The sequence below is a fragment of the Sphingobacteruim zhuxiongii genome, from assembly GCF_009557615.1.
Taxonomy (GTDB): Bacteria; Bacteroidota; Bacteroidia; order Sphingobacteriales; family Sphingobacteriaceae; genus Sphingobacterium; species Sphingobacterium zhuxiongii.
Genome location: NZ_CP045652.1, coordinates 2,185,185 through 2,204,603, shown reverse-complemented (window position 1 = coordinate 2,204,603; position 19,419 = coordinate 2,185,185). Strand labels below are relative to the sequence as shown.

Sequence of the window (19,419 nt, the reverse complement as noted above, 5' to 3'; positions counted from 1 at the left end):
TTATTTATTAAAAACACGAATAATTTCTAAGAAATCACGTGATTTCAAAGATGCACCACCGATAAGACCGCCGTCGATATCTGGTTGTGAGAATAAGCTTTCAGCATTTCCTGGGTTTGCACTACCACCGTATAAAATCGAGGTATTATCTGCAAGTTCTTGACCATACTGTGCCGCAAGTGTTTGACGGATGAAGGCATGTACTTCTTGTGCTTGCTCTGGGCTCGCTGTTAAACCTGTACCTATCGCCCATACTGGCTCATAAGCAAGAACCACTGATTTAAATTGCTCTGCTGATAAGTGGAATAAGCCATTGCTTAATTGAGTTTTGATCACATCAAAGAATGCTCCGGATTCTCTTTCTTCTTTGGTTTCACCAATACAGAAAATAGGTTTTAAATCATGCTTCAATGCTACATTTACTTTTTCTGCTAATAAAGCATCTGTTTCACCAAAATAAGCACGACGCTCTGAGTGTCCTAAAATAACATAGCTAGCACCTGTAGACTTCACTTGTGACGCTGAAATCTCACCTGTATAGGCACCTGATTCCGCTTGGTGAATATTCTGAGCACCGATAGCAACATTCGCTACTGGAGCACTTAATTTCGCTAAAGCAGGTAAATGAATAAAAGGGCTACATACCACAACTTCTTGTTCGCCTCTTACTTCATCTTTAACCATGTTCACAATCTCCGAGAATAAGCTTACGCCTTGCTCGAAATCCATGTTCATTTTCCAGTTTCCTGCTACAATGTTCTTACGCATATTTATATTATTAATGGTTGATTAATTGCTTTCTTAATTCTTTTGTGTCGTCAAAAACACGTGTTAATATATTGGGATCAACAAGATCATCAGCGCCTGCATTGCGTTTACGCTGCAACATGGCTATAAATCGATCCATTTGATAGCTACTACATGCTGAATCTGTTAACCAACTAAAGTCCGGTACAAATTTGGGAATAAAATTCGATATTGCCAGCTGTGCTCCCACACCGATTACGGTTCCAGTATTGAAAGATGAATTAATGGCACTCATCGCATAATCGCCCATCATCAATCCACACTTCAGTATTCCTGTATCTCTATTTTTTCCGCTAAAATAATCATATAATTTGACGGAACTCCAGTTATTTTTCAGGTTTGAATTGCTGCTGCCTGCTCCTAGATTACATCCTTCTCCCAGCACAGAACATCCAAGATAACCGTCATGCCCTTTGGCGGAATCCCCCCAAAGCACACTGTTGTTAACTTCTCCTCCTATTGTACTACGCGGACCTATACTTACATTCTCATACAATCGCGTGGCTATTTTCACCCGCGCTTGTTCGCCAATAGCAACATACCCTCTTAGAAAGCTTCCCTCTTCCAAACGTGCATGCTTACCAATATAAATGGGACCTTGAAGGCTATTTAAACTGACACCCTCGACCTGCGCACCTTCCTCAACAAAGATATGGTCGCCAAAAATCATATTATTAGCATTCAATGTCGCCGAACTGCGTCCCTTCGTAAGCAAGTCGAAATCAAAAAGTAGCTGATTTTTATTCTGAATAAAAATATCCTCTGGGAAAGTAATCTGGGGAATATCGAAGTCTAATAGAATAGGTTTTAAAGCGTCAAAATGCGCGTTCGCTTCCAACGGAAATTGATCAACTAGTGCCGCTACCCATTCTCCTTGATAAACAAGTTTCTCACCGATTTGCAGCCCGTCTAAAGCTTCAATCAAGCGTTCCGAGGGAAGAACATTCGCCCGAATAATTAGCGCTTGTCCTTGCAGCTTCGCTTGTACAGGAAAGCTAGATTGGAGATAGTCTATCGTCAGGTAACTAACCTCCGTATGAAAGATATGCTTCCACTTTTCATCAAGGGTACATATGCCGACCCGTAGGTTTCCTACCGGTCTAACAGCACAGAATGGCAACAAATGCTTCCGCCATTCGGCATTGTCATATAGTACGATTGAATGTGGCATAAATTAAATAAAAGTACATAAAAAAACCCGATAAGCTAATGTTATCGGGATCTTCTTCAATTTCTTGTTAGAAATAAAATTATTTCTTGTTGTAACGGCTACGGAACTTATCAATACGTCCAGCTGTATCAACCAATTTCATTTTACCAGTGTAGAAAGGGTGTGAAGTATGAGAAATCTCTAATTTCACTAATGGATATTCTGTACCATCTTCCCAAGTAATGGTCTCTTTTGTGTCAACACAAGATTTAGTGATGAAAGCGTAGTCGTTAGACATGTCTTTGAAAACAACTAATCTGTAGTTCGATGGATGCAAATCTTTTTTCATTTTATCTTATGATTACTATATATTCAACAATTGAGGTGCAAAGATAATTTATTTTTTCATCAAATACAAAAAACAACAAAATTTCATTCCACACAGTGTTAATAAAATTCTATTGATTTATTATCGCTGAACACTCAGGCTACAAAATTTGCAATTTGCTTTGGATTTTACAAGCTAAACCGCATAAATAATCTCCTTTTTTTAACTCCTCCTGCCTATTATTAGTTCTAATTTCCTACTTTTGCAGTCAATTTAAGTTCGAAAAAAAATGAGTATCGGATTATCAGAACAAGAACAACAACGCAGACTAAACCTGCAAGGAATGATCGACCTAGGTATCAATCCTTTCCCTGCGGAAGAATTTGTAGTCAATGCGACTGCTGACGACATATTAGAAAACTACGAAAGAGATAAACTAAACTATAAGAATATCCAGTTTGCAGGACGTGTAATGAACCGTCGTGTAATGGGTAGCGCTTCTTTCATGGAGCTACAAGACTCTACTGGTCGTATTCAAGCGTATGTAAAGCGTGATGATATCTGTCCGACAGAAGATAAAACGCTTTATAACACTGTATTTAAGAAGTTATTAGATATTGGTGATATCGTTGGTATTCGCGGATATGTGTTCACCACCCAAACTGGTGAGATCTCAATTCACGTTGAAGAATTGAAGGTGTTAACAAAATCCCTACGTCCATTGCCAATTGTAAAAGAAGCAGACGGAAAGACTTTTGACGCCTTTACAGATCCTGAACAAAGATACCGCATGCGCTATGTTGACTTAATTGTAAACGCGCAAAACAGAGATATATTCGTAAAACGTACAAAGCTATATAATGCTATGCGCGAATATTTCAATAATGCTGGTTATATGGAGGTGGAAACACCTATCCTGCAATCCATTCCAGGAGGTGCTGCAGCCCGCCCATTTATCACACACCATAATGCCTTAGACATTCCATTATATCTGCGTATCGCCAACGAGTTATACTTAAAAAGACTTATTGTTGGTGGCTTTGACGGGGTATACGAGTTCTCTAAAAACTTCCGTAACGAAGGAATGGACCGTACACACAACCCTGAATTTACTGCCATGGAAATCTATGTAGCCTACAAGGACTACAACTGGATGATGGATTTCACGGAAAAATTACTTGAACACTGTGCGTTAGCCGTAAACGGTACTACAGAAGCCACATTTAATGAGTATAAAGTTGATTTCAAAGCGCCGTACCCACGCGTAAGCATGACCGACGCCATCAAGCAATTCACAGGATTCGATATCACTGGTAAAACGGAAGATGAAATCCGCGAAGCTGCCAAAGGTATGGGAATCGCTGTAAACGAAACGATGGGTAAAGGTAAATTGATTGATGAGATCTTTGGTGAAAAATGTGAAGGTAACTTTATCCAACCTACATTTATCACAGACTACCCTATCGAAATGTCTCCTTTAACGAAAAAACACCGTAACAACCCAGAGTTGACGGAACGCTTTGAATTAATGGTATGTGGTAAAGAAATCGCCAATGCATATTCCGAGTTAAATGACCCTATCGATCAGCGTGAGCGTTTCGAGGATCAATTAAAATTATCTGAAAAAGGGGATGATGAGGCTATGTTTATTGACCAAGATTTCTTACGCGCATTAGAATATGGTATGCCTCCTACCTCGGGTTTAGGAATAGGTATGGATCGATTAATCATGTTCTTAACAAACAACCCTTCTATTCAAGAAGTGTTATTCTTCCCGCAAATGCGCCCTGAGAAAGTAGCAAAAGTTGCTTCAGTAGCCGACTACGTCGCATTAGGTATTCCAGAGGCATGGGTTCCTGTATTGCAAAAAATGGGATTCAATACCGTGGAAGCATTAAAAGAAGCAAATCCAAACAAAGTATTCAATGACTTAGGCGGAATGCGTAAGAAAATGAAATTAGATATTAGCATGCCGACGAAAGACGAAGTGTTAGCTTGGTTTGGAAGCAATAACTAGATAGTAGATAGTATTTAGTATTGAGTATTAAGACCTTGAAAGCCTTTCAACAGGTAAATCTACTTCATACAACTCATAAAATAAAAAAGCGCTGTAGTTACAGCGCTTTTTTTATTGAATTTCAAACAAATTCTATCGAATTTGACTTTATGTTATGTTAGATGTAAGATTTTAGATATAAGATTTGAGACAATGTCTAATTGATTATAAATTTTAGATACTATTTCTAAGAATAAAGATTTTAGGTATAATATCTTAGACACATTAAGATTGAACCAGACGGCGATTTAGCTTTCTTTCAGGTTCCAACTACTAAATACTCAATACTAACTACTCAATACTAACTACTAATTTCCACTTCATGAAGCGTTTTTTCTTTCTTCCACTACTAATCACAATCATATCTTGCGGAACTTCAGCAAACGGCCCTAAGAAACCAAAAATTGAAGGCAATTGGCGATGGATTAAATCGACGGGAGGCTATGCAGGTCGTACAACAACACCTGAGTCGACTAATAAGGAGTTACATCTGCAGATTACAAAAGACAGTATCTTCTCGTATGAGAATGGCGAACTACAAAGTGCTCGACCTTATCACCTTCAATTAGGAAAAGCTATTGAGTCACAAAAAATGGAATGGCTGATAGAGTCTGGCGTCCATAAAACCTCAATCTATAGAAGGGATAGTGTGTTAATCATGAATCAGCAATGTTATGATTGCTTTAGCCAAACCTACGTTAAAATGAAGGAATAAATACGTGAATAAAAGAATTGGGATAATTGCCGAGAAAGATTATCGACCTATTATAGGAAATATAAAGAGTAAGATATCAGACAAAATAATAGGGCTGTTCATTCGAACAGCCCTATACATTTAAAATTTACTCCTAATACTATTTATTTAGCAGGTGCATCTGGCAATAGAATAAACTTAAACAAACGATCCTCTTTCAAGTATTTGTTTGCCGCATCTTTCACCGATTTTACCGTTACTTTATCTAAATCCTGTAAATAACGTGTAATGTAAGTTGGATCTTCACCCAATTGATACGCAGTAACCAATTGATTAACCCAGAATCCGTTTTCTTTCAGACTTAATTCCAATTGACGTTGCTCTTCAATCTTAAATTTATCTAAGTCAGTTTGTGACGGTCCATTTGCTTTGATTTTCTTAAACTCATCTAAAGCCGAATTGATTAACGACTGGTATTTATCTACGCTTGTTCCAAAGGAAACATGAACACTGTAACGAGGCTTAGGATTCTTAGAATACCCAACGCGTGCGCCTGTACCATATACACCACTCTCCTCTTCACGCAAACGCTCCAATAGACGAGTAGACAATACTTTCTCCAAAGCATCCATATTGATATTCTCAACATCATTATATGTGTAGTCTCCGTAAATCGACAAGCGAACATTCGCTTTTGCCTCTTTACCTTTGTTAACCACCACTTCTTTACCTTTTGCAGGCTCGTAGATACCTAAATCTTTAGATGCCTCTTTACGTCCTTTTGAAGGTAATGCTGCTAAGTAGTTCTCTAAATAAGGTTTGATCTCTTCTTCAGTTACGGAACCAACGATAAAGAATGTAAAATCAGATGCATCAGAAAAACGATCCTTGTAGATTTCTAGAGCACGCTCTTGGCTAACCTTCTCTAGCTCCGCTTTACCATAAGGTGTACGACGGATATTATCGCCATACAACGCATTGATAGTCGCTTTTGAGTAGACAAAGTTCGGATCGTTCTCACGATTCGCTAACATATCCACTTGCTTACTAATAATACCTTGGAATACATCATTCTCAATTCTAGGCTCAGTAAAGTAACCGTAGATCATCTCGAATGCTGTCTTCAATCCTTCTTTATCCGAACTTCCTGAAAGTCCTTCCGAACGCTCGCTGATAAATGGACTAATATTCGCATTCTTACCTGTTAGATACTTCTGCAATTCAAAAGTATTCAACTGTCCAATACCACTCGAGTTGATTAGGTTTCCGGCAAAAGATGCTGACATATAATCCGCATCAGGATACAAAGATGTACCACCTGGACTAACTGCATTGATTAAAATCTCATCGTTCTTAAAGGTCGTAGGCTTCAATACAACCTTAACACCATTACTTAAAACAAATTCTTTCGTAGCAATTTTATCAATTGATTTCTCCGATGTAATCGTTCCTTTTACTGGCTCTTTAGAAAGCATTGGTAAATCAGAAACCTTATCATCGTATACTGTTAATTGCTCTTTATCGACATCCGCGAACCAGCTGTTAACCGTTTGCTCATCAGGCAATTTATCCTTCTCAGCATCCGGTGCTAAAATAACGACATCACGGTTGCTGTCGACATAGTATTTCTGACCAATAGCTTCAACTTCTTTCCTCGTCAAGCCTGGCAGCAATTGTTTGTTAATCTGATAACGATCTTCATTGCTTAACGCTGGACCATCATTTAAGAAGTGATCTAAATAAGTATTTACATAATTATCTGACTTCTTCTTACTTCTTTCCGTATAAGCTGTTTCATTATTCTTATTGAAAGCAGTGATAGCACGTTGGAATTCAGTCTCTGTAAAACCAAATTTGTCAACACGATCTAACTCGCGAACAAGCGTTTTAAAACCCTCCTCAAACTGACCTGGTTTAGAAACAAAATAAGCCGATAGGTTCTCTAAATCACCAATAAAATCACTGATATCTATGCTACCTTGAAGAAATGGAGGATTTGCCGATTGACTTAATTCACCCAAACGCGCATTAATCATCTGATTGTATAACGATTTCATCAAGGAACGACGGTAATCACCAACCGTATTGATTTTATCTTCTGGATGTTTAATAATCACCTGACCGATTGTATAGGTCATTTCAGGGTCAGTAACCTTAATAAACTGATTCTTATTGATTAAATCAATCTTATATTTAGGACGTTCTTTCGGCTTATTGCTAACGCGCATATCCGAAAACAAACGCTTAACTTCGCTCTCCATCTGAGCAGGATCTACATCACCGACAATGATAATCGACTGAAGATCCGGACGGTACCAATCTTGGTGGAACTGACGAATTAATTTAGGATCAAACTTCATCACCACCTCTTCAGTACCAATCGGTAAACGATTTGCATAACGCGAACCGTTCATTAACACTTTGAAGAATTGATCACGCATACGTTGCATCGCTCCGCGACCCCCACGCATCTCCTCCATGATAATACCACGTTCTTTATTGATCTCACTATCCTCTAACATTGCATCCTGTGCCCAGTCGCGCATTACTTGAAGTCCATTCTTCAATAACTCGGGATCATCCGATGGGATAGGCAATTGATAAACTGTCTCATCAAATCCAGTGTAAGCATTTAAGTCCGAACCAAAACGAACACCTGCCTTCTGTAAATAGTTGACTAACTCGTTCTTTGGAAAGTGCTTTAAGCCGTTAAAGTTCATGTGCTCCAAAAAGTGAGCTAAACCTTGCTCCTTGTCAGTTTCTAGAATCGAACCGACTTTGACAGCCAAGTACATCGTCACGCGCTTTTCTGGCTCCACATTCTTACGGATGTAATACGTGAATCCATTTTTAAGTTTGCCAGTTTTAACCTCGCTGTCGAAGGGAAGCTTCGCATCCCAACGCAAAGAATCCTTTTGAAGAATTACTTTCGCTTCAGAGATTAATGGACTTGACTCATAAGCAGTTGCTACTTCCGCAGTGAAGGGTAGCAAGAAGGCTAGAGCCAAAGGTTTTAGAATTTTCATAAAAATAATTTATCTGAATGGTTATGTTATTTACCGGCACCAATCTACGACAATTTATTTAGTATTAAAACAACCTTCAAGCGATTCGAGATAATTTACATATATTTAACATATGAATTGGGATACCGTAAATCGAGACTTTAAAAGATATTTATTACTAGAACGCGGCTTAGCAGAAAACAGCATTGTAGCCTACCAAAATGACGTTAATAAGCTACAAAACTATGCCGAACTGCATGAACTAGCTATCCCACAAATTACCACAAAAGAGTTACAAAACTTTTTAGTATGGGTTAATGAATTTTCCATTTCAACCTATAGTCAAGCCAGGCTGCTTTCCGGTATAAAAACCTTTTTTAAATTCCTCCAAATCGAATATGATGTTGAACATAATCCCGCCGAATTACTGGAATCCCCGAGAATTACACGCAAGATGCCGGCGGTTCTATCCATCGAAGAGATTGATCAGCTAATCGCTGCAATTGACCTATCAACACCTGAAGGCATGCGTAATAAAGCTATCCTCGAAGTCCTCTATGGATGCGGACTACGCGTTTCTGAACTCTGTAATTTGAAACGTTCAAACCTCTACCTCGATGTGGAGTTTATCAAAGTCGAAGGTAAAGGAAATAAAGAAAGACTCATCCCTATCGGACAGCAAGCCATCCAATACCTCCGTATTTATATGGATGAAGTGCGTGTACATATACCGGTAAAGCCTGATAGCGAGGACTTTGTATTCCTCAACAGAAGAGGATCTCCCCTTTCACGCGTGATGATATTCCTCATTATCAAAGACCTATCTGCAAAGATTGGACTCCAGAAGGAAATTAGCCCCCATACCTTCCGTCATAGCTTTGCTTCCCATCTCGTTGAAGGAGGCGCCGATTTACGCGCCGTGCAGGATATGCTTGGACATGAGAGCATTACAACAACGGAAATTTATACCCATATCGATAAAGACTACTTACAAAGCGTCATCACTCAATTTCACCCGCGTTCCTAATGCAACTTTGTGTAATTTAATTTGCAACTAGATTGCATTTAACATATATTTGCATCGTGATGAAAAACATAAGACAACATAAAACCTGGATTGCTGGCCTTTGGCTCGCGGTTTTAAGTATGTCGTTCAGCTTGATGCTTACCCATCAACACCATCACATTCATCAAGACAGTGAACACTGTCATCACAGCAACAATAAAGAGCAGACAACTCATCAGCATGAAGATGCCGATTGTACCTACTGTTTCCTTTATTATCATCAACTCGTCTCTCAAGCTCCAACGTATTCATGGGTGAGTAATCCTGGAGAATTTGATAGAAACCTTTGCTTATCCACTGAATTACCTGCACAGGTAATGGTTAAGCGCTATTATTCTAAAGGTCTTCGAGCACCACCGGTGCTCGAAAATAGCTAACGAGTAATTCTATATTCAATCAAATCTAAGGTCAATCCTACATGTCAAAATACCTTTTGACTGTGCTCCTGTTTCTGATAAATATCACGGTACAAGCACAGGCAAACCGAACAACCCAATTACGTGGTATGGTTGCTGATGAGAATCATCAACCCCTTTCTAATGCAACAATCACGTTGCTGGATCAGCACGTACAGACAACATCCCAAGCGAATGGTTCGTTTACGATTAATAATTTAGATCCTAAAAAAACTTATAGGTTAAGTATTAGCGCGCTAGGTTTTGAAACCTTCACACAACGCATTAACCTGGCGAAGGATTCTGTGCTACACATCCATTTGCATCAACAAACAACTGAGTTGGATGGCATCGCTGTTCAAGCGATGCAGCAAGCGCAAAAATCTGCCGCTCAGTACAAACTCAGTGAAACTCAAATAGAAGAAAGCAAAGGTAAACTGGCAGCAGAGGTATTCTCACAGCTGGCAGGTGTTACCCTCTTAAATACGGGGCAAAGCATTTCAAAACCCGTTATCAATGGTTTACATAGCAGCCGTATTCTCCTACTGAACCAAGGTGTTAAATTAGAAAGTCAACAATGGGGTTCAGAACATGCGCCAGAATTAGACCCTTTCTCCGCCGAGCAATTTGAAGTCATTAAAGGTGCGCAAGCAGTACGTTATGGCGCTGACGCTCTAGGCGGCGTATTAATTGCCAGATCTGAAAATATAGATCCTTCCTTAATAAAAGGACGTGTAGACCTACTAGGACAAACAAACGGTCGTAGAGGAAACATAAACGCACAGCTGGAGGGTGGTATTTCAGCAATCCCTAACTTGGCCTACCGAATTCAAGCCTCGACCAAGAAAATCGGCAATACAAAGACCGCAAACTACTACCTCGGCAATACCGGGGCGCAAGAGTTAAACTTCAGTACAGCTCTGCAATATCACACAGAAAAGCAGCAATGGGACGCCTATTACTCCCGATTTGCAACGGAACTAGGCATATTCTACGGCGCTCACATCGGTACAATTGACGATATCTTCGCTCGTATTGAACATGGAAAGCCACTGGAAGACTACGGATTCAGCTATGATATCGCGGCTCCTAAGCAAAAAGTAGCCCATCAATTGGCAAAGCTGAAATACCAATATCAGTTAAATGAAAATTGGAACTTAGAAGCGCAGTATAGTTGGCAGCAAAACCATCGCCGTGAATTCGACATGCGAAGAGCTGTAGCAGACGATGTACCCATGTCGAACATGATCTTATCGACACAGCAATTCGAAGCGTTACTGAAGGGAAAACAGCATACATTTGGTATCGCTGCCAGCAGTCAAGTAAACAATAATGTGGAGGGAACAGGCACAACGCCTATTATCCCCAATTACGATAGTTATGGACTAGGCATCTTTGGGATGCATGAAAAAAGTTGGAACAAGATTGCTGTAGAAGCAGGTTGGCGTTATGATTATAAGCATTTCGATGCCGCAGGTTATCGCAATCGCTTTAACCAAAACACCAATAGCCCAGAGCAGTATCTAATGGAAGATACACGTAACTTCCATAATGTATCCGGATCCTTGGGATTGCGATATGCCATCAATCCACAATGGACCTTCAAGTCCAATGTAGGATTAGCTTGGCGTGCGCCTTCCGCGAATGAGCTTTACAGTGATGGTGTACACCATGGCGCAGGTATCTACGAAATTGGAAACATGAATCTTGACCCAGAACGAGGTTACAAGTGGGTAAACTCCATCAGTCGTAAAGCAGACCATTGGCGCATTGATATCGATGCTTACGCACAGTATATTGACAATTACATTTATGCTACTCCCAATCCAGATTCTGTTCGTCAAACTATTCGCGGCACCTTCCCGGTATTCAGCTATGAACAGCACAACAGTTTCTTCTACGGACTCGATATCAATGCCCAATGGGAAATCAGCAGCATGTTTGAATATCAATTTCAAGGAAGCATCGTACGGGCGAAGAACAGCAGCATAGACAGCTATTTGCCTTACATCCCTGCCGATAGATTATCGCAGGCACTAAAATGGAATATAGAAAATGAAAATAACACCTATTTCAAGGTAACACATGAGTTTGTCGCAAAGCAAAATCGCTACGCAGAAGGAACAGACTATATTGCTCCGCCGGCGGCCTACCACCTGCTGCACGCAAACATCAACCGATCATTTACAATCGGAAACAATAAATTAAACAGCTCGTTAGCTGTCGACAATCTATTAAACAGCGAGTACAAGGACTATATGGACCGATTCCGTTATTACGCACATCGTCCCGGTCGCAACATCCGATTAGCGATCAGTTATCAATTTTAAAAACTAAAAAAATCATGAAAATCAACACATACATTGCTTCTGCTATTATTGCTTTAATCACTTTAAACTCATGTTCTAAGGACGATCCTATTCCAGTTATCGATCAGGAAGAAGTAGGGTCTGCGCGCTTAGTATTCACTGAAGTTGAGGTTGAGGCACATGGCGACCACTTCCACTACAACGACTTCGCTGGTGCCGAGAAAGACAGCATCAACTTTGAGGGCGAGAAATTCCTTCCTCCAGTAGGCGCACACATGGATTTAGAAGTAGGAAAGACTTACCGCTTCCAACTACGTGTATTTGATTTCGCCGGCCGTCAAAGTCAAAAAACGTTTATCGAGCGTGAAGACCAACACTTCGCATTCTGGTTAAATGCTCCAGCAGATGCCGTAAAAATAATCTACGCTGACAAAAAAGAAGATGGAACACGTGTAAAAGTCGGAACCGTAGGCTATATCACCGTATTAAAAGCAACAAACTCCTTCAACTGGCGCTACATCATGCGTCACCTGAACCCAGGCGTTAAAACAAGCATTGATGTAGCAAAAGATATCCAAAATAAAGAATTTACTAAGTTTGGCGGTGCTAACGATATCGACTTGCAATTCAATATGCACTTGGTCGCAGAACATCACCATTAATGGAGATGTTAGATATTAGAATTTAGATGTTAGACATTGAAATTAGATATTAGACATTAGATTTTAGATATTAGACCTTGAAAGACTTTCAAAATTTATTAAATTGAAAGTCTTTCAAAATAAAGTAGTTTAATAATTCGATATAAGATCTTTATATACGTTTATCGTATAGATAAGATAGCTTAACAAGACAAAACATGTGTCTAATAAAATATCGATTAAAATAAAGTCAATAAAAAAAACGCTTATAAATTATAAGCGTTTTTTTTGTGCCCGCGGCGAGATTCGAACCCACATCGTCAGAACCGGAATCTGATATTCTATCCATTGAACTACGCAGGCGGCTGGCCAAAAATAATACAATTTTTGAGTATTACACAACAATAGCTTACCGAATTCGACAACCTATTGATTTTGAAATCCCTTAAATTGATTTAAGATAACTTAAACAGCTATGTAACACGTACTATAACATCAAAATTATCCCCAAAAACCAATCCTATCCTAAACATCTAACTTCTAATATCTAAAAAAAGTGGTTTAGGGGAATGCTATCTCCTAAACCACTTTTAACGATATTTGATGTAAATGAGAAAAGTATAAAAACGATCAACTCTATTTAGAGATGAAACAACATCTAATGTCTAAAATCTAAATACTAACATCTAAATACTAACTTCTAATATCTAAAAAAAAGTGGTTTAGGGGAATGTTATCTCCTAAACCACTTTTAACGATATTTGATGTAAATGAGAAAAGTATAAAAACGATCAACTCTATTTAGAGATGAAACAACATCTAAAATCTAAATACTAATATCTAAATACTAATATCTAAATACTAATATCTGTAATCTTTCCGAGATACTAGGCACAGACTTATTATGTCCGACATACATCTAATATCTAATGTCTAAATTCTAATATCTATTATTAAACTACAATATTAATAATCTTCCCTTTCACAAAAATAATCTTCTTCACGGCTTTACCGTCGATATATTTCTGTACTTCGGCATTGTCTTTCAGGATAGCTTCCACAGCCGGTTGATCTAAATCTAATGCTAATGGAAGGTTCATTTTCATCTTTCCGTTGATGGATACAGGATATGCGAACTCGCTTTCTACCAAGTATGCAGGATTGAATGTTGGGTATTGTGCGTAGGAAATAGATCCTGGCGCATTACCTAATAAACTCCACAGTTCCTCTGCGATATGTGGCGCGTAGGATTCCAATACGATAATCAAGTCTTGGAGGATTGCACGTTTATTACATTTCAAGTCGGTTAGCTCGTTAACACAGATCATAAAGGCTGAAACGGACGTATTAAAAGAGAAACGTTCGATATCATCTTCCACTTTCTTGATGATCTTATGTAGGGCTTTGAATTCCGCTTTGCTAGGCTCTTCGTCCGAAACATGGAAGTTTCCTTCTGCGTCATGGAACAGGCGCCATACCTTACGTAAAAATTTATATACCCCTTCTATCCCATTGGTATTCCATGGCTTAGCTTGTTCTAGTGGACCTAAGAACATCTCATAAAGACGTAATGTATCCGCGCCGTATTGGCTAATGATATCATCAGGATTCACAACATTATACTTCGACTTGGACATCTTCTCGACTTCCGTACCGCAGATATACTTTCCATTTTCAAGGATAAACTCCGCATCCGCAAAGTCTGGACGGAATTGCTTAAACTTCGCCAAGTCTAAAACATCATTGCTAACGATATTAACATCAACGTGCAATGGAAGCGTCTTGTACTGATCTCTTAAGCCTAGGGAAACAAAAGTATTTGTTCCGCGACCTTCTTCATCCAATAGGCGGTATACAAAGTTCGAGCGACCTTGAATCATACCCTGATTGATCAACTTCTTGAAAGGTTCCTCTTCGTTATGGTAACCCATATCTTTTAAGAACTTATTCCAGAAGCGTGAGTATAACAAGTGACCCGTAGCATGCTCAGAACCACCAATATATAAATCTACCGCTTTCCAGTAATCAACTGCTTCAGGGGATGCAAACTGATTTTCATTTTTCGGATCCATATAGCGGAACCAATACCATGAAGAACCTGCCCATCCTGGCATTGTACTCAATTCATAATCGTACTCATCTTGGTACTTCCATCCTTCAGCACGACCTAGAGGTGGCTCACCAGTCTCAGTAGGTAAATACTTATCAACCTCAGGCAATAGTAAAGGCAGCTCCTCCTCCTTAATTAAATAAGGTAGGTTATTTTTAAAATAAACTGGAACTGGCTCTCCCCAATAGCGTTGGCGTCCGAAGATCGCATCACGCATACGGAAGTTTATTTTTGCCTTTCCTAATTTTAAAGCCTCTAGACGTTCAATCAATGCAGGAACTGCCTCTTGGTAGTTCATACCATTGATAAAATCAGAGTTGATATATTTACCGTCTTTATTCGGATCGGCAGCTTCGCTGATATCTTGCGAATCCGATATCGGAATAATAGGAAGATTAAAGTGTTGCGCAAATAAGTAGTCACGTTGATCACCAGAAGGTACGGCCATAACAGCTCCAGTACCATAACTCGCCAAAACATAATCCGCAATCCAGATTTGTACGTCCTCACCCGTTATTGGATGTTTTGCATAAGAACCTGTAAATGCTCCAGAAACAGTCTTCGCATCAGCCATACGGTCAAGCTCCGACTTCTTCGATGTTTTTTCTATATATGACTCTACATCACCACGTTGTGCATCAGTTGTTAAAGCAGCCACTAACTCATGCTCGGGTGCTAACACAACAAAGCTGACACCAAAGATGGTATCCACGCGTGTGGTAAAGACTTCAATATTTTCATTTAATTGCGGCACAGGGAACTTCACACTCGCACCAACAGACTTTCCAATCCAGTTGCGTTGCATTTCTACTAAAGGTTCTGGCCAATCGATCGTATGTAATCCACGAAGCAAACGATCAGCATACGCAGTAATACGCATAGACCATTGCATCATCTTCTTCTGTTCTACAGGATATCCGCCACGCTCAGAAACACCATTGATAACCTCATCGTTCGCCAATACCGTTCCTAAAGCAGCACACCAGTTTACGGTGCTTTCGCGCAAGTAAGCTAAGCGGTACTTTAATAATTCTGTTTGTTGAACCTCTTCAGAAAAAGCATTCCATTCATCGGCAGTGAAGCTCAGCACTTCCTCATCCGATTCTGCTTGAATACCTGCCGAACCTTGGCTCGCGAAATGATCTACCAACGTAGAAATCGACTCCGCCCGATCTGCAGCCTTATTATACCAAGCATCGAAAGCTTTCATAAAGATCCATTGCGTCCAATGGTAATAATCCGCATTAGAGGTGCGAACCTCGCGCGACCAGTCATACGAGAATCCGATATTATCTAACTGCTCACGATAGCGTTGGATATTCGTTTCCGTTGTAATAGCCGGGTGTTGTCCTGTTTGAATCGCATATTGTTCTGCCGGTAATCCAAAAGAGTCATAACCCATAGGATGCAGGACATTAAAACCTTTAAGGCGTTTGTAACGTGAAAAAATATCAGAAGCGATGTAACCAAGTGGGTGACCTACGTGTAAACCCGCTCCGGAAGGATAAGGAAACATATCGAGCACATAATATTTAGGCTTTTCTGTAGATTCCTCTGTTTTAAAGGTTTGATTCGTTGCCCAATACTTTTGCCACTTCTGCTCAATAGACTGATGATTATACTCCATGATCGTTTTTAAGAAATATATAAGAGATGCGAAAATAGCGATTTTAGCCTAATAAAGCATAAAAGTTTTTTATTCTATACAATAATTTCTGATATTCGTTGTTAGAATTTAAGTGAAGGGAAATTCTTGACAACCGAGCGTATGAAATACAGAATATTTCATTAAATATGCGAGGTATGCATTGAATTATGTACTTTCGCATCAGTAAATTAAAACTACTATATGTCAGTGATCGAACAGGGTTCACCAAGAAAAAAAACAAAATCGGTATATGTTTCTACAGTAATCAGTATTGCACTCGTATTATTGATGACTGGTCTTTTAGGTTTAATACTCGTTCATGCCAAAAACCTCTCCCGCTACGTTAAGGAAAACATCGTTTTGAATGTCATCGTCAATGATAACGTCAATGAAGGCGATGTATTGTCGTTACAAAAGGACTTGGAAAAAGATCCTTATGTATTGCGTTCCGAATATGTAAGCAAGGAATTGGCTGCCAAAAACTTGAAAGAAGATTTAGGCGAAGACTTCGTTGAATACTTAGGCCATAACCCACTCCTTCCTTCGGTTGATATCTATCTGAAAGAACAATACGCCAATGGCGATAGCATAAAAACGTTTATCGATAAGATTGGTAAGAACTCACGTATCAAAGAGGTGGTATACCAAGAATCTTTAATTGATATGGTGAACAAGAATATCCGCGTTATCAGTATTGTTATCCTTGCCTTTACCGTTATCTTATTAATTATCGCAGTAGCATTAATTAACAACACCATTCGCCTAGCGATTTATTCGCAGCGTTTCCTGATTAAGAGTATGCAATTAATCGGCGCTACCAAGAACTTTATTCGTCGCCCATATATCATGTATGGTATAGCGCATGGATTGATTGGTTCCCTAATTGCCATCTTACTTTTAATTATCACTTTGCATTTTGCACAGAAGCAAGTTCCCGAACTTGTATTCTTACGCGACTGGTATGAATTTGCAATGATCTTCATATTCGTCATCGCTTTAGGTATCTTAATCGCGGCAGCAAGTACTTACTTTGCCGTTACAAAATACTTACGCGCGAAATCAGCTAGTTTATACAGATAATAACCCTTATTAATCGTTAGAGAATGAGCCAAACAGTTAAGAAAAAGACAGATGCAACTGCCACTAAAGGTCAGTTTGCATTCCAAAAGATAAATTATCAATTATTTATTCTTGCGATTGTTGTTGTAGCAATCGGGTTTATTATCATGATGGGCACTGAAGACATTTACAGCTTTACTAAGATTACCTTAGCACCACTTGTCGTGGTATTAGGTTTTGCCTTAGGATTCGTTGCTATTCTTTATAAACCTAAAAACAACAAAGCCGACTAAAAAGAATGAATTATTTTGAAGCCATCATCCTTGCGATTGTTGAAGGATTAACGGAATACCTACCCATCTCGTCTACCGCCCATATGGGCTTTACAGCAGCTTTAATGGGTATGCAAGAAAGTGAATATCTAAAGATGTTCCAAGTATCCATACAGTTTGGTGCTATCCTTTCCATCGTCGTATTATACTGGCGCAAATTCTTCGACTTGAAGAATTTGAATCTCTACTTAAAATTAGTGATTGCAGTTATTCCAGCTCTTGTACTGGGAAAACTATTCGATGACAAAATCGAAGCCGTATTGGGCAATCAAGTTGCTATATCTGCGGTTTTAGTACTGGGAGGTGTGATCTTATTATTCGTTGACAAATGGTTTAAAAACCCAACGATAACGGATGAAAAACAAATCCCAATTAAGAAAGCCTTAATCATTGGTTTTTGGCAATGTTTAGCGATGATGCCTGGAACATCACGTTCGGCAGCATCCATTATCGGGGGCTTAACTCAAGGACTTGATCGTAAAGCAGCAGCAGAATTCTCTTTCTTCTTAGCCGTTCCAACCATGCTAGCTGTAACTGTATACTCTGTGTTTGTAAAAACATGGGGCGAAGGTACCGCACAAGCACAAAAAGGCTATGAGATGATTATGGCGAGCAATGAAACTATTATGGTCTTTATCGTTGGTAATGTTGTAGCTTTTGTCGTAGCGATGATTGCCGTAAAATCATTTATCAGTGTATTGACAAAATACGGATTCAAATTTTGGGGATGGTATAGAATTATCATCGGCCTAATCCTATTGGTATTCTTCTGGAATCAATAGTAAAGAAAACGTAGACAAGCAAGATATCCGAGAGCAAATCCGAAAAGATTTGCTCTTTTTCTATTTAGGACTCGATTTACAACAACAAAGAAAGCTAATTTACGGATCAGTGCATACATCTATTGACAAACAACATCTGAATCTCAGCTTCCACAATTAAATCAGCGACATCTGAATAATATTCTTATTTTTGCAGGAAATTTGAGGTTCCTAATACCAAAATAGGTGATTCCTGCATTTCAACGATTAAATGCAGGACAGCGATTTTTAAGGACACCGATAAAAGACTGGAATGGAGAACATTAACACGTTACAAGAGAATACCGATTTCAATTTTGCACAGGGAGAATTGTTATTAATTGACAAGCCCTTAACCTGGACAAGCTTTGATGTCGTCGGTAAATTGCGCAATAGCCTAAAACCGCTAAAACTAAAGGTTGGACATGCAGGTACTTTAGATCCCCTAGCGACCGGATTACTCATCGTCTGTACCGGAAAAATGACCAAACAAATTGACACTTTTCAGGCAGAAGATAAAGAATATATCGGTACCTTTACTATTGGAGCTACCACTCCATCGTATGACCTCGAAACCGAAATTGACGCTACATCTGATATCAGCCATATTACTGAGGAGCAAATCCATGCCCTTGCACAGTCCTTTGTGGGTGAGCAAGATCAATACCCTCCTGCCCATTCGGCCATTAAAATTAATGGAGAGCGGGTTTATGAGAAAGCACGTCGCGGCGAAGAAGTCGAATTAAAAGCACGCCGTGTCAATATTATGGAATTTGACATCCCGGCAATTGAGTTGCCGATTGTACATTTCCGTATTAAATGCAGCAAAGGCACCTATATTCGATCTATAGCACATGATTTTGGTGCTAAATTGGGCGTAGGCGCACATCTATCGAGTCTGAGAAGAACAAAAAGCGGAGATTTTGAAGTCGCAAAGGCTTGGGAATTAACCGAATTAATAGAAATTATTAATAAGAATAAGAGCTTAGAACTACATAAATAACAAGCACAACACAGCG

15 protein-coding genes and 1 tRNA gene are annotated in these 19,419 nt (G+C 39.3%); 10 read left to right on the top strand and 6 right to left on the bottom strand.

The genetic code is table 11. The annotated features are described in order from the left end of the window. The 3 genes from tpiA to GFH32_RS09435 all read right to left on the bottom strand — a co-directional run bounded on the left by tpiA (nt 1) and on the right by GFH32_RS09435 (nt 2,306). Nucleotides 1-768, bottom strand: a complete 768-nt coding sequence (tpiA, locus tag GFH32_RS09445) for a triose-phosphate isomerase (protein WP_153511377.1) — start codon at nt 766-768, stop codon at nt 1-3. 10 nt (nt 769-778) lie between these two features. Then, on the bottom strand, nt 779-1,978 hold the full coding sequence (locus GFH32_RS09440) for a putative sugar nucleotidyl transferase (RefSeq protein ID WP_153511376.1): 1,200 nt from the start codon (nt 1,976-1,978) through the stop codon (nt 779-781). Nucleotides 1,979-2,057: 79 nt separating this feature from the next. Further along, the gene (locus GFH32_RS09435) at nt 2,058-2,306 is read right to left on the bottom strand and encodes a type B 50S ribosomal protein L31 (protein WP_094256557.1); all 249 of its coding nucleotides are present in this window, start codon (nt 2,304-2,306) and stop codon (nt 2,058-2,060) included. Nucleotides 2,307-2,574: 268 nt separating this feature from the next. On the opposite strand from GFH32_RS09435, the gene lysS reads away from it, so the two are divergent. Next, entirely contained in the window at nt 2,575-4,302 is a 1,728-nt protein-coding gene (lysS, locus tag GFH32_RS09430) for a lysine--tRNA ligase (RefSeq protein ID WP_153511375.1), read from the top strand. 361 nt (nt 4,303-4,663) lie between these two features. Continuing rightward, entirely contained in the window at nt 4,664-5,056 is a 393-nt protein-coding gene (locus GFH32_RS09425; RefSeq protein ID WP_153511374.1) for a hypothetical protein, read from the top strand. A 143-nt stretch (nt 5,057-5,199) separates the two neighbouring features. Here the strand turns inward: GFH32_RS09425 and GFH32_RS09420 are convergent, their stop codons facing one another. Beyond that, nucleotides 5,200-8,061 carry a M16 family metallopeptidase gene (locus tag GFH32_RS09420; protein ID WP_153511373.1) on the bottom strand — a complete coding sequence of 954 codons (2,862 nt, stop codon included), beginning with the start codon at nt 8,059-8,061 and terminating at the stop codon, nt 5,200-5,202. Between the two features lie 112 nt (nt 8,062-8,173). On the opposite strand from GFH32_RS09420, the gene xerD reads away from it, so the two are divergent. The 4 genes from xerD to GFH32_RS09400 are packed head-to-tail and all read left to right on the top strand — an operon-like array spanning nt 8,174 to nt 12,472. After that, nucleotides 8,174-9,067: a site-specific tyrosine recombinase XerD gene (gene xerD / locus GFH32_RS09415; protein ID WP_153511372.1), complete on the top strand. Its 894-nt coding sequence runs from the start codon at nt 8,174-8,176 to the stop codon at nt 9,065-9,067. 59 nt (nt 9,068-9,126) lie between these two features. Further along, nucleotides 9,127-9,483 carry a hypothetical protein gene (locus GFH32_RS09410; RefSeq protein ID WP_153511371.1) on the top strand — a complete coding sequence of 119 codons (357 nt, stop codon included), beginning with the start codon at nt 9,127-9,129 and terminating at the stop codon, nt 9,481-9,483. Nucleotides 9,484-9,524: 41 nt separating this feature from the next. After that, entirely contained in the window at nt 9,525-11,831 is a 2,307-nt protein-coding gene (locus GFH32_RS09405; protein WP_153511370.1) for a TonB-dependent receptor, read from the top strand. Between the two features lie 14 nt (nt 11,832-11,845). Continuing rightward, complete coding sequence (locus GFH32_RS09400; protein WP_153511369.1) at nt 11,846-12,472, top strand: hypothetical protein; 627 nt, start codon at nt 11,846-11,848, stop codon at nt 12,470-12,472. Nucleotides 12,473-12,742: 270 nt separating this feature from the next. On the opposite strand, the gene GFH32_RS09395 is transcribed toward GFH32_RS09400, so the two are convergent. Beyond that, nucleotides 12,743-12,814: transfer RNA gene (locus GFH32_RS09395), tRNA-Arg, on the bottom strand. A gap of 590 nt (nt 12,815-13,404) precedes the next feature. Next, entirely contained in the window at nt 13,405-16,188 is a 2,784-nt protein-coding gene (gene leuS / locus GFH32_RS09390; RefSeq protein WP_153511368.1) for a leucine--tRNA ligase, read from the bottom strand. 222 nt (nt 16,189-16,410) lie between these two features. Here leuS and GFH32_RS09385 point away from each other — a divergent pair, with 222 nt between their 5' ends. The 4 genes from GFH32_RS09385 (at nt 16,411) to truB (ending at nt 19,403) form a co-directional block, all read left to right on the top strand. Further along, nucleotides 16,411-17,289 (top strand): cell division protein FtsX, encoded by an 879-nt coding sequence (locus GFH32_RS09385; RefSeq protein ID WP_153511367.1) that lies wholly within the window; start codon nt 16,411-16,413, stop codon nt 17,287-17,289. Between the two features lie 23 nt (nt 17,290-17,312). Continuing rightward, the gene (locus GFH32_RS09380) at nt 17,313-17,561 is read left to right on the top strand and encodes a DUF3098 domain-containing protein (RefSeq protein ID WP_153511366.1); all 249 of its coding nucleotides are present in this window, start codon (nt 17,313-17,315) and stop codon (nt 17,559-17,561) included. A gap of 5 nt (nt 17,562-17,566) precedes the next feature. After that, a complete protein-coding gene (locus GFH32_RS09375) occupies nt 17,567-18,382 on the top strand; it encodes an undecaprenyl-diphosphate phosphatase (RefSeq protein ID WP_153511365.1) in 816 nt (271 codons plus the stop codon). Nucleotides 18,383-18,674: 292 nt separating this feature from the next. After that, entirely contained in the window at nt 18,675-19,403 is a 729-nt protein-coding gene (gene truB, locus GFH32_RS09370; RefSeq protein WP_153511364.1) for a tRNA pseudouridine(55) synthase TruB, read from the top strand. The last annotated feature ends 16 nt before the right edge of the window (nt 19,404-19,419 follow it).

Coding starts and splice junctions, on each gene's coding strand:
- tpiA (WP_153511377.1), bottom strand. CDS start 768: ATGCGTAAGAACATTGTAGCAGGAAACTGGAAAATGAACATGGATTTC.
- GFH32_RS09440 (WP_153511376.1), bottom strand. CDS start 1,978: ATGCCACATTCAATCGTACTATATGACAATGCCGAATGGCGGAAGCAT.
- GFH32_RS09435 (WP_094256557.1), bottom strand. CDS start 2,306: ATGAAAAAAGATTTGCATCCATCGAACTACAGATTAGTTGTTTTCAAA.
- lysS (WP_153511375.1), top strand. CDS start 2,575: ATGAGTATCGGATTATCAGAACAAGAACAACAACGCAGACTAAACCTG.
- GFH32_RS09425 (WP_153511374.1), top strand. CDS start 4,664: ATGAAGCGTTTTTTCTTTCTTCCACTACTAATCACAATCATATCTTGC.
- GFH32_RS09420 (WP_153511373.1), bottom strand. CDS start 8,061: ATGAAAATTCTAAAACCTTTGGCTCTAGCCTTCTTGCTACCCTTCACT.
- xerD (WP_153511372.1), top strand. CDS start 8,174: ATGAATTGGGATACCGTAAATCGAGACTTTAAAAGATATTTATTACTA.
- GFH32_RS09410 (WP_153511371.1), top strand. CDS start 9,127: ATGAAAAACATAAGACAACATAAAACCTGGATTGCTGGCCTTTGGCTC.
- GFH32_RS09405 (WP_153511370.1), top strand. CDS start 9,525: ATGTCAAAATACCTTTTGACTGTGCTCCTGTTTCTGATAAATATCACG.
- GFH32_RS09400 (WP_153511369.1), top strand. CDS start 11,846: ATGAAAATCAACACATACATTGCTTCTGCTATTATTGCTTTAATCACT.
- leuS (WP_153511368.1), bottom strand. CDS start 16,188: ATGGAGTATAATCATCAGTCTATTGAGCAGAAGTGGCAAAAGTATTGG.
- GFH32_RS09385 (WP_153511367.1), top strand. CDS start 16,411: ATGTCAGTGATCGAACAGGGTTCACCAAGAAAAAAAACAAAATCGGTA.
- GFH32_RS09380 (WP_153511366.1), top strand. CDS start 17,313: ATGAGCCAAACAGTTAAGAAAAAGACAGATGCAACTGCCACTAAAGGT.
- GFH32_RS09375 (WP_153511365.1), top strand. CDS start 17,567: ATGAATTATTTTGAAGCCATCATCCTTGCGATTGTTGAAGGATTAACG.
- truB (WP_153511364.1), top strand. CDS start 18,675: ATGGAGAACATTAACACGTTACAAGAGAATACCGATTTCAATTTTGCA.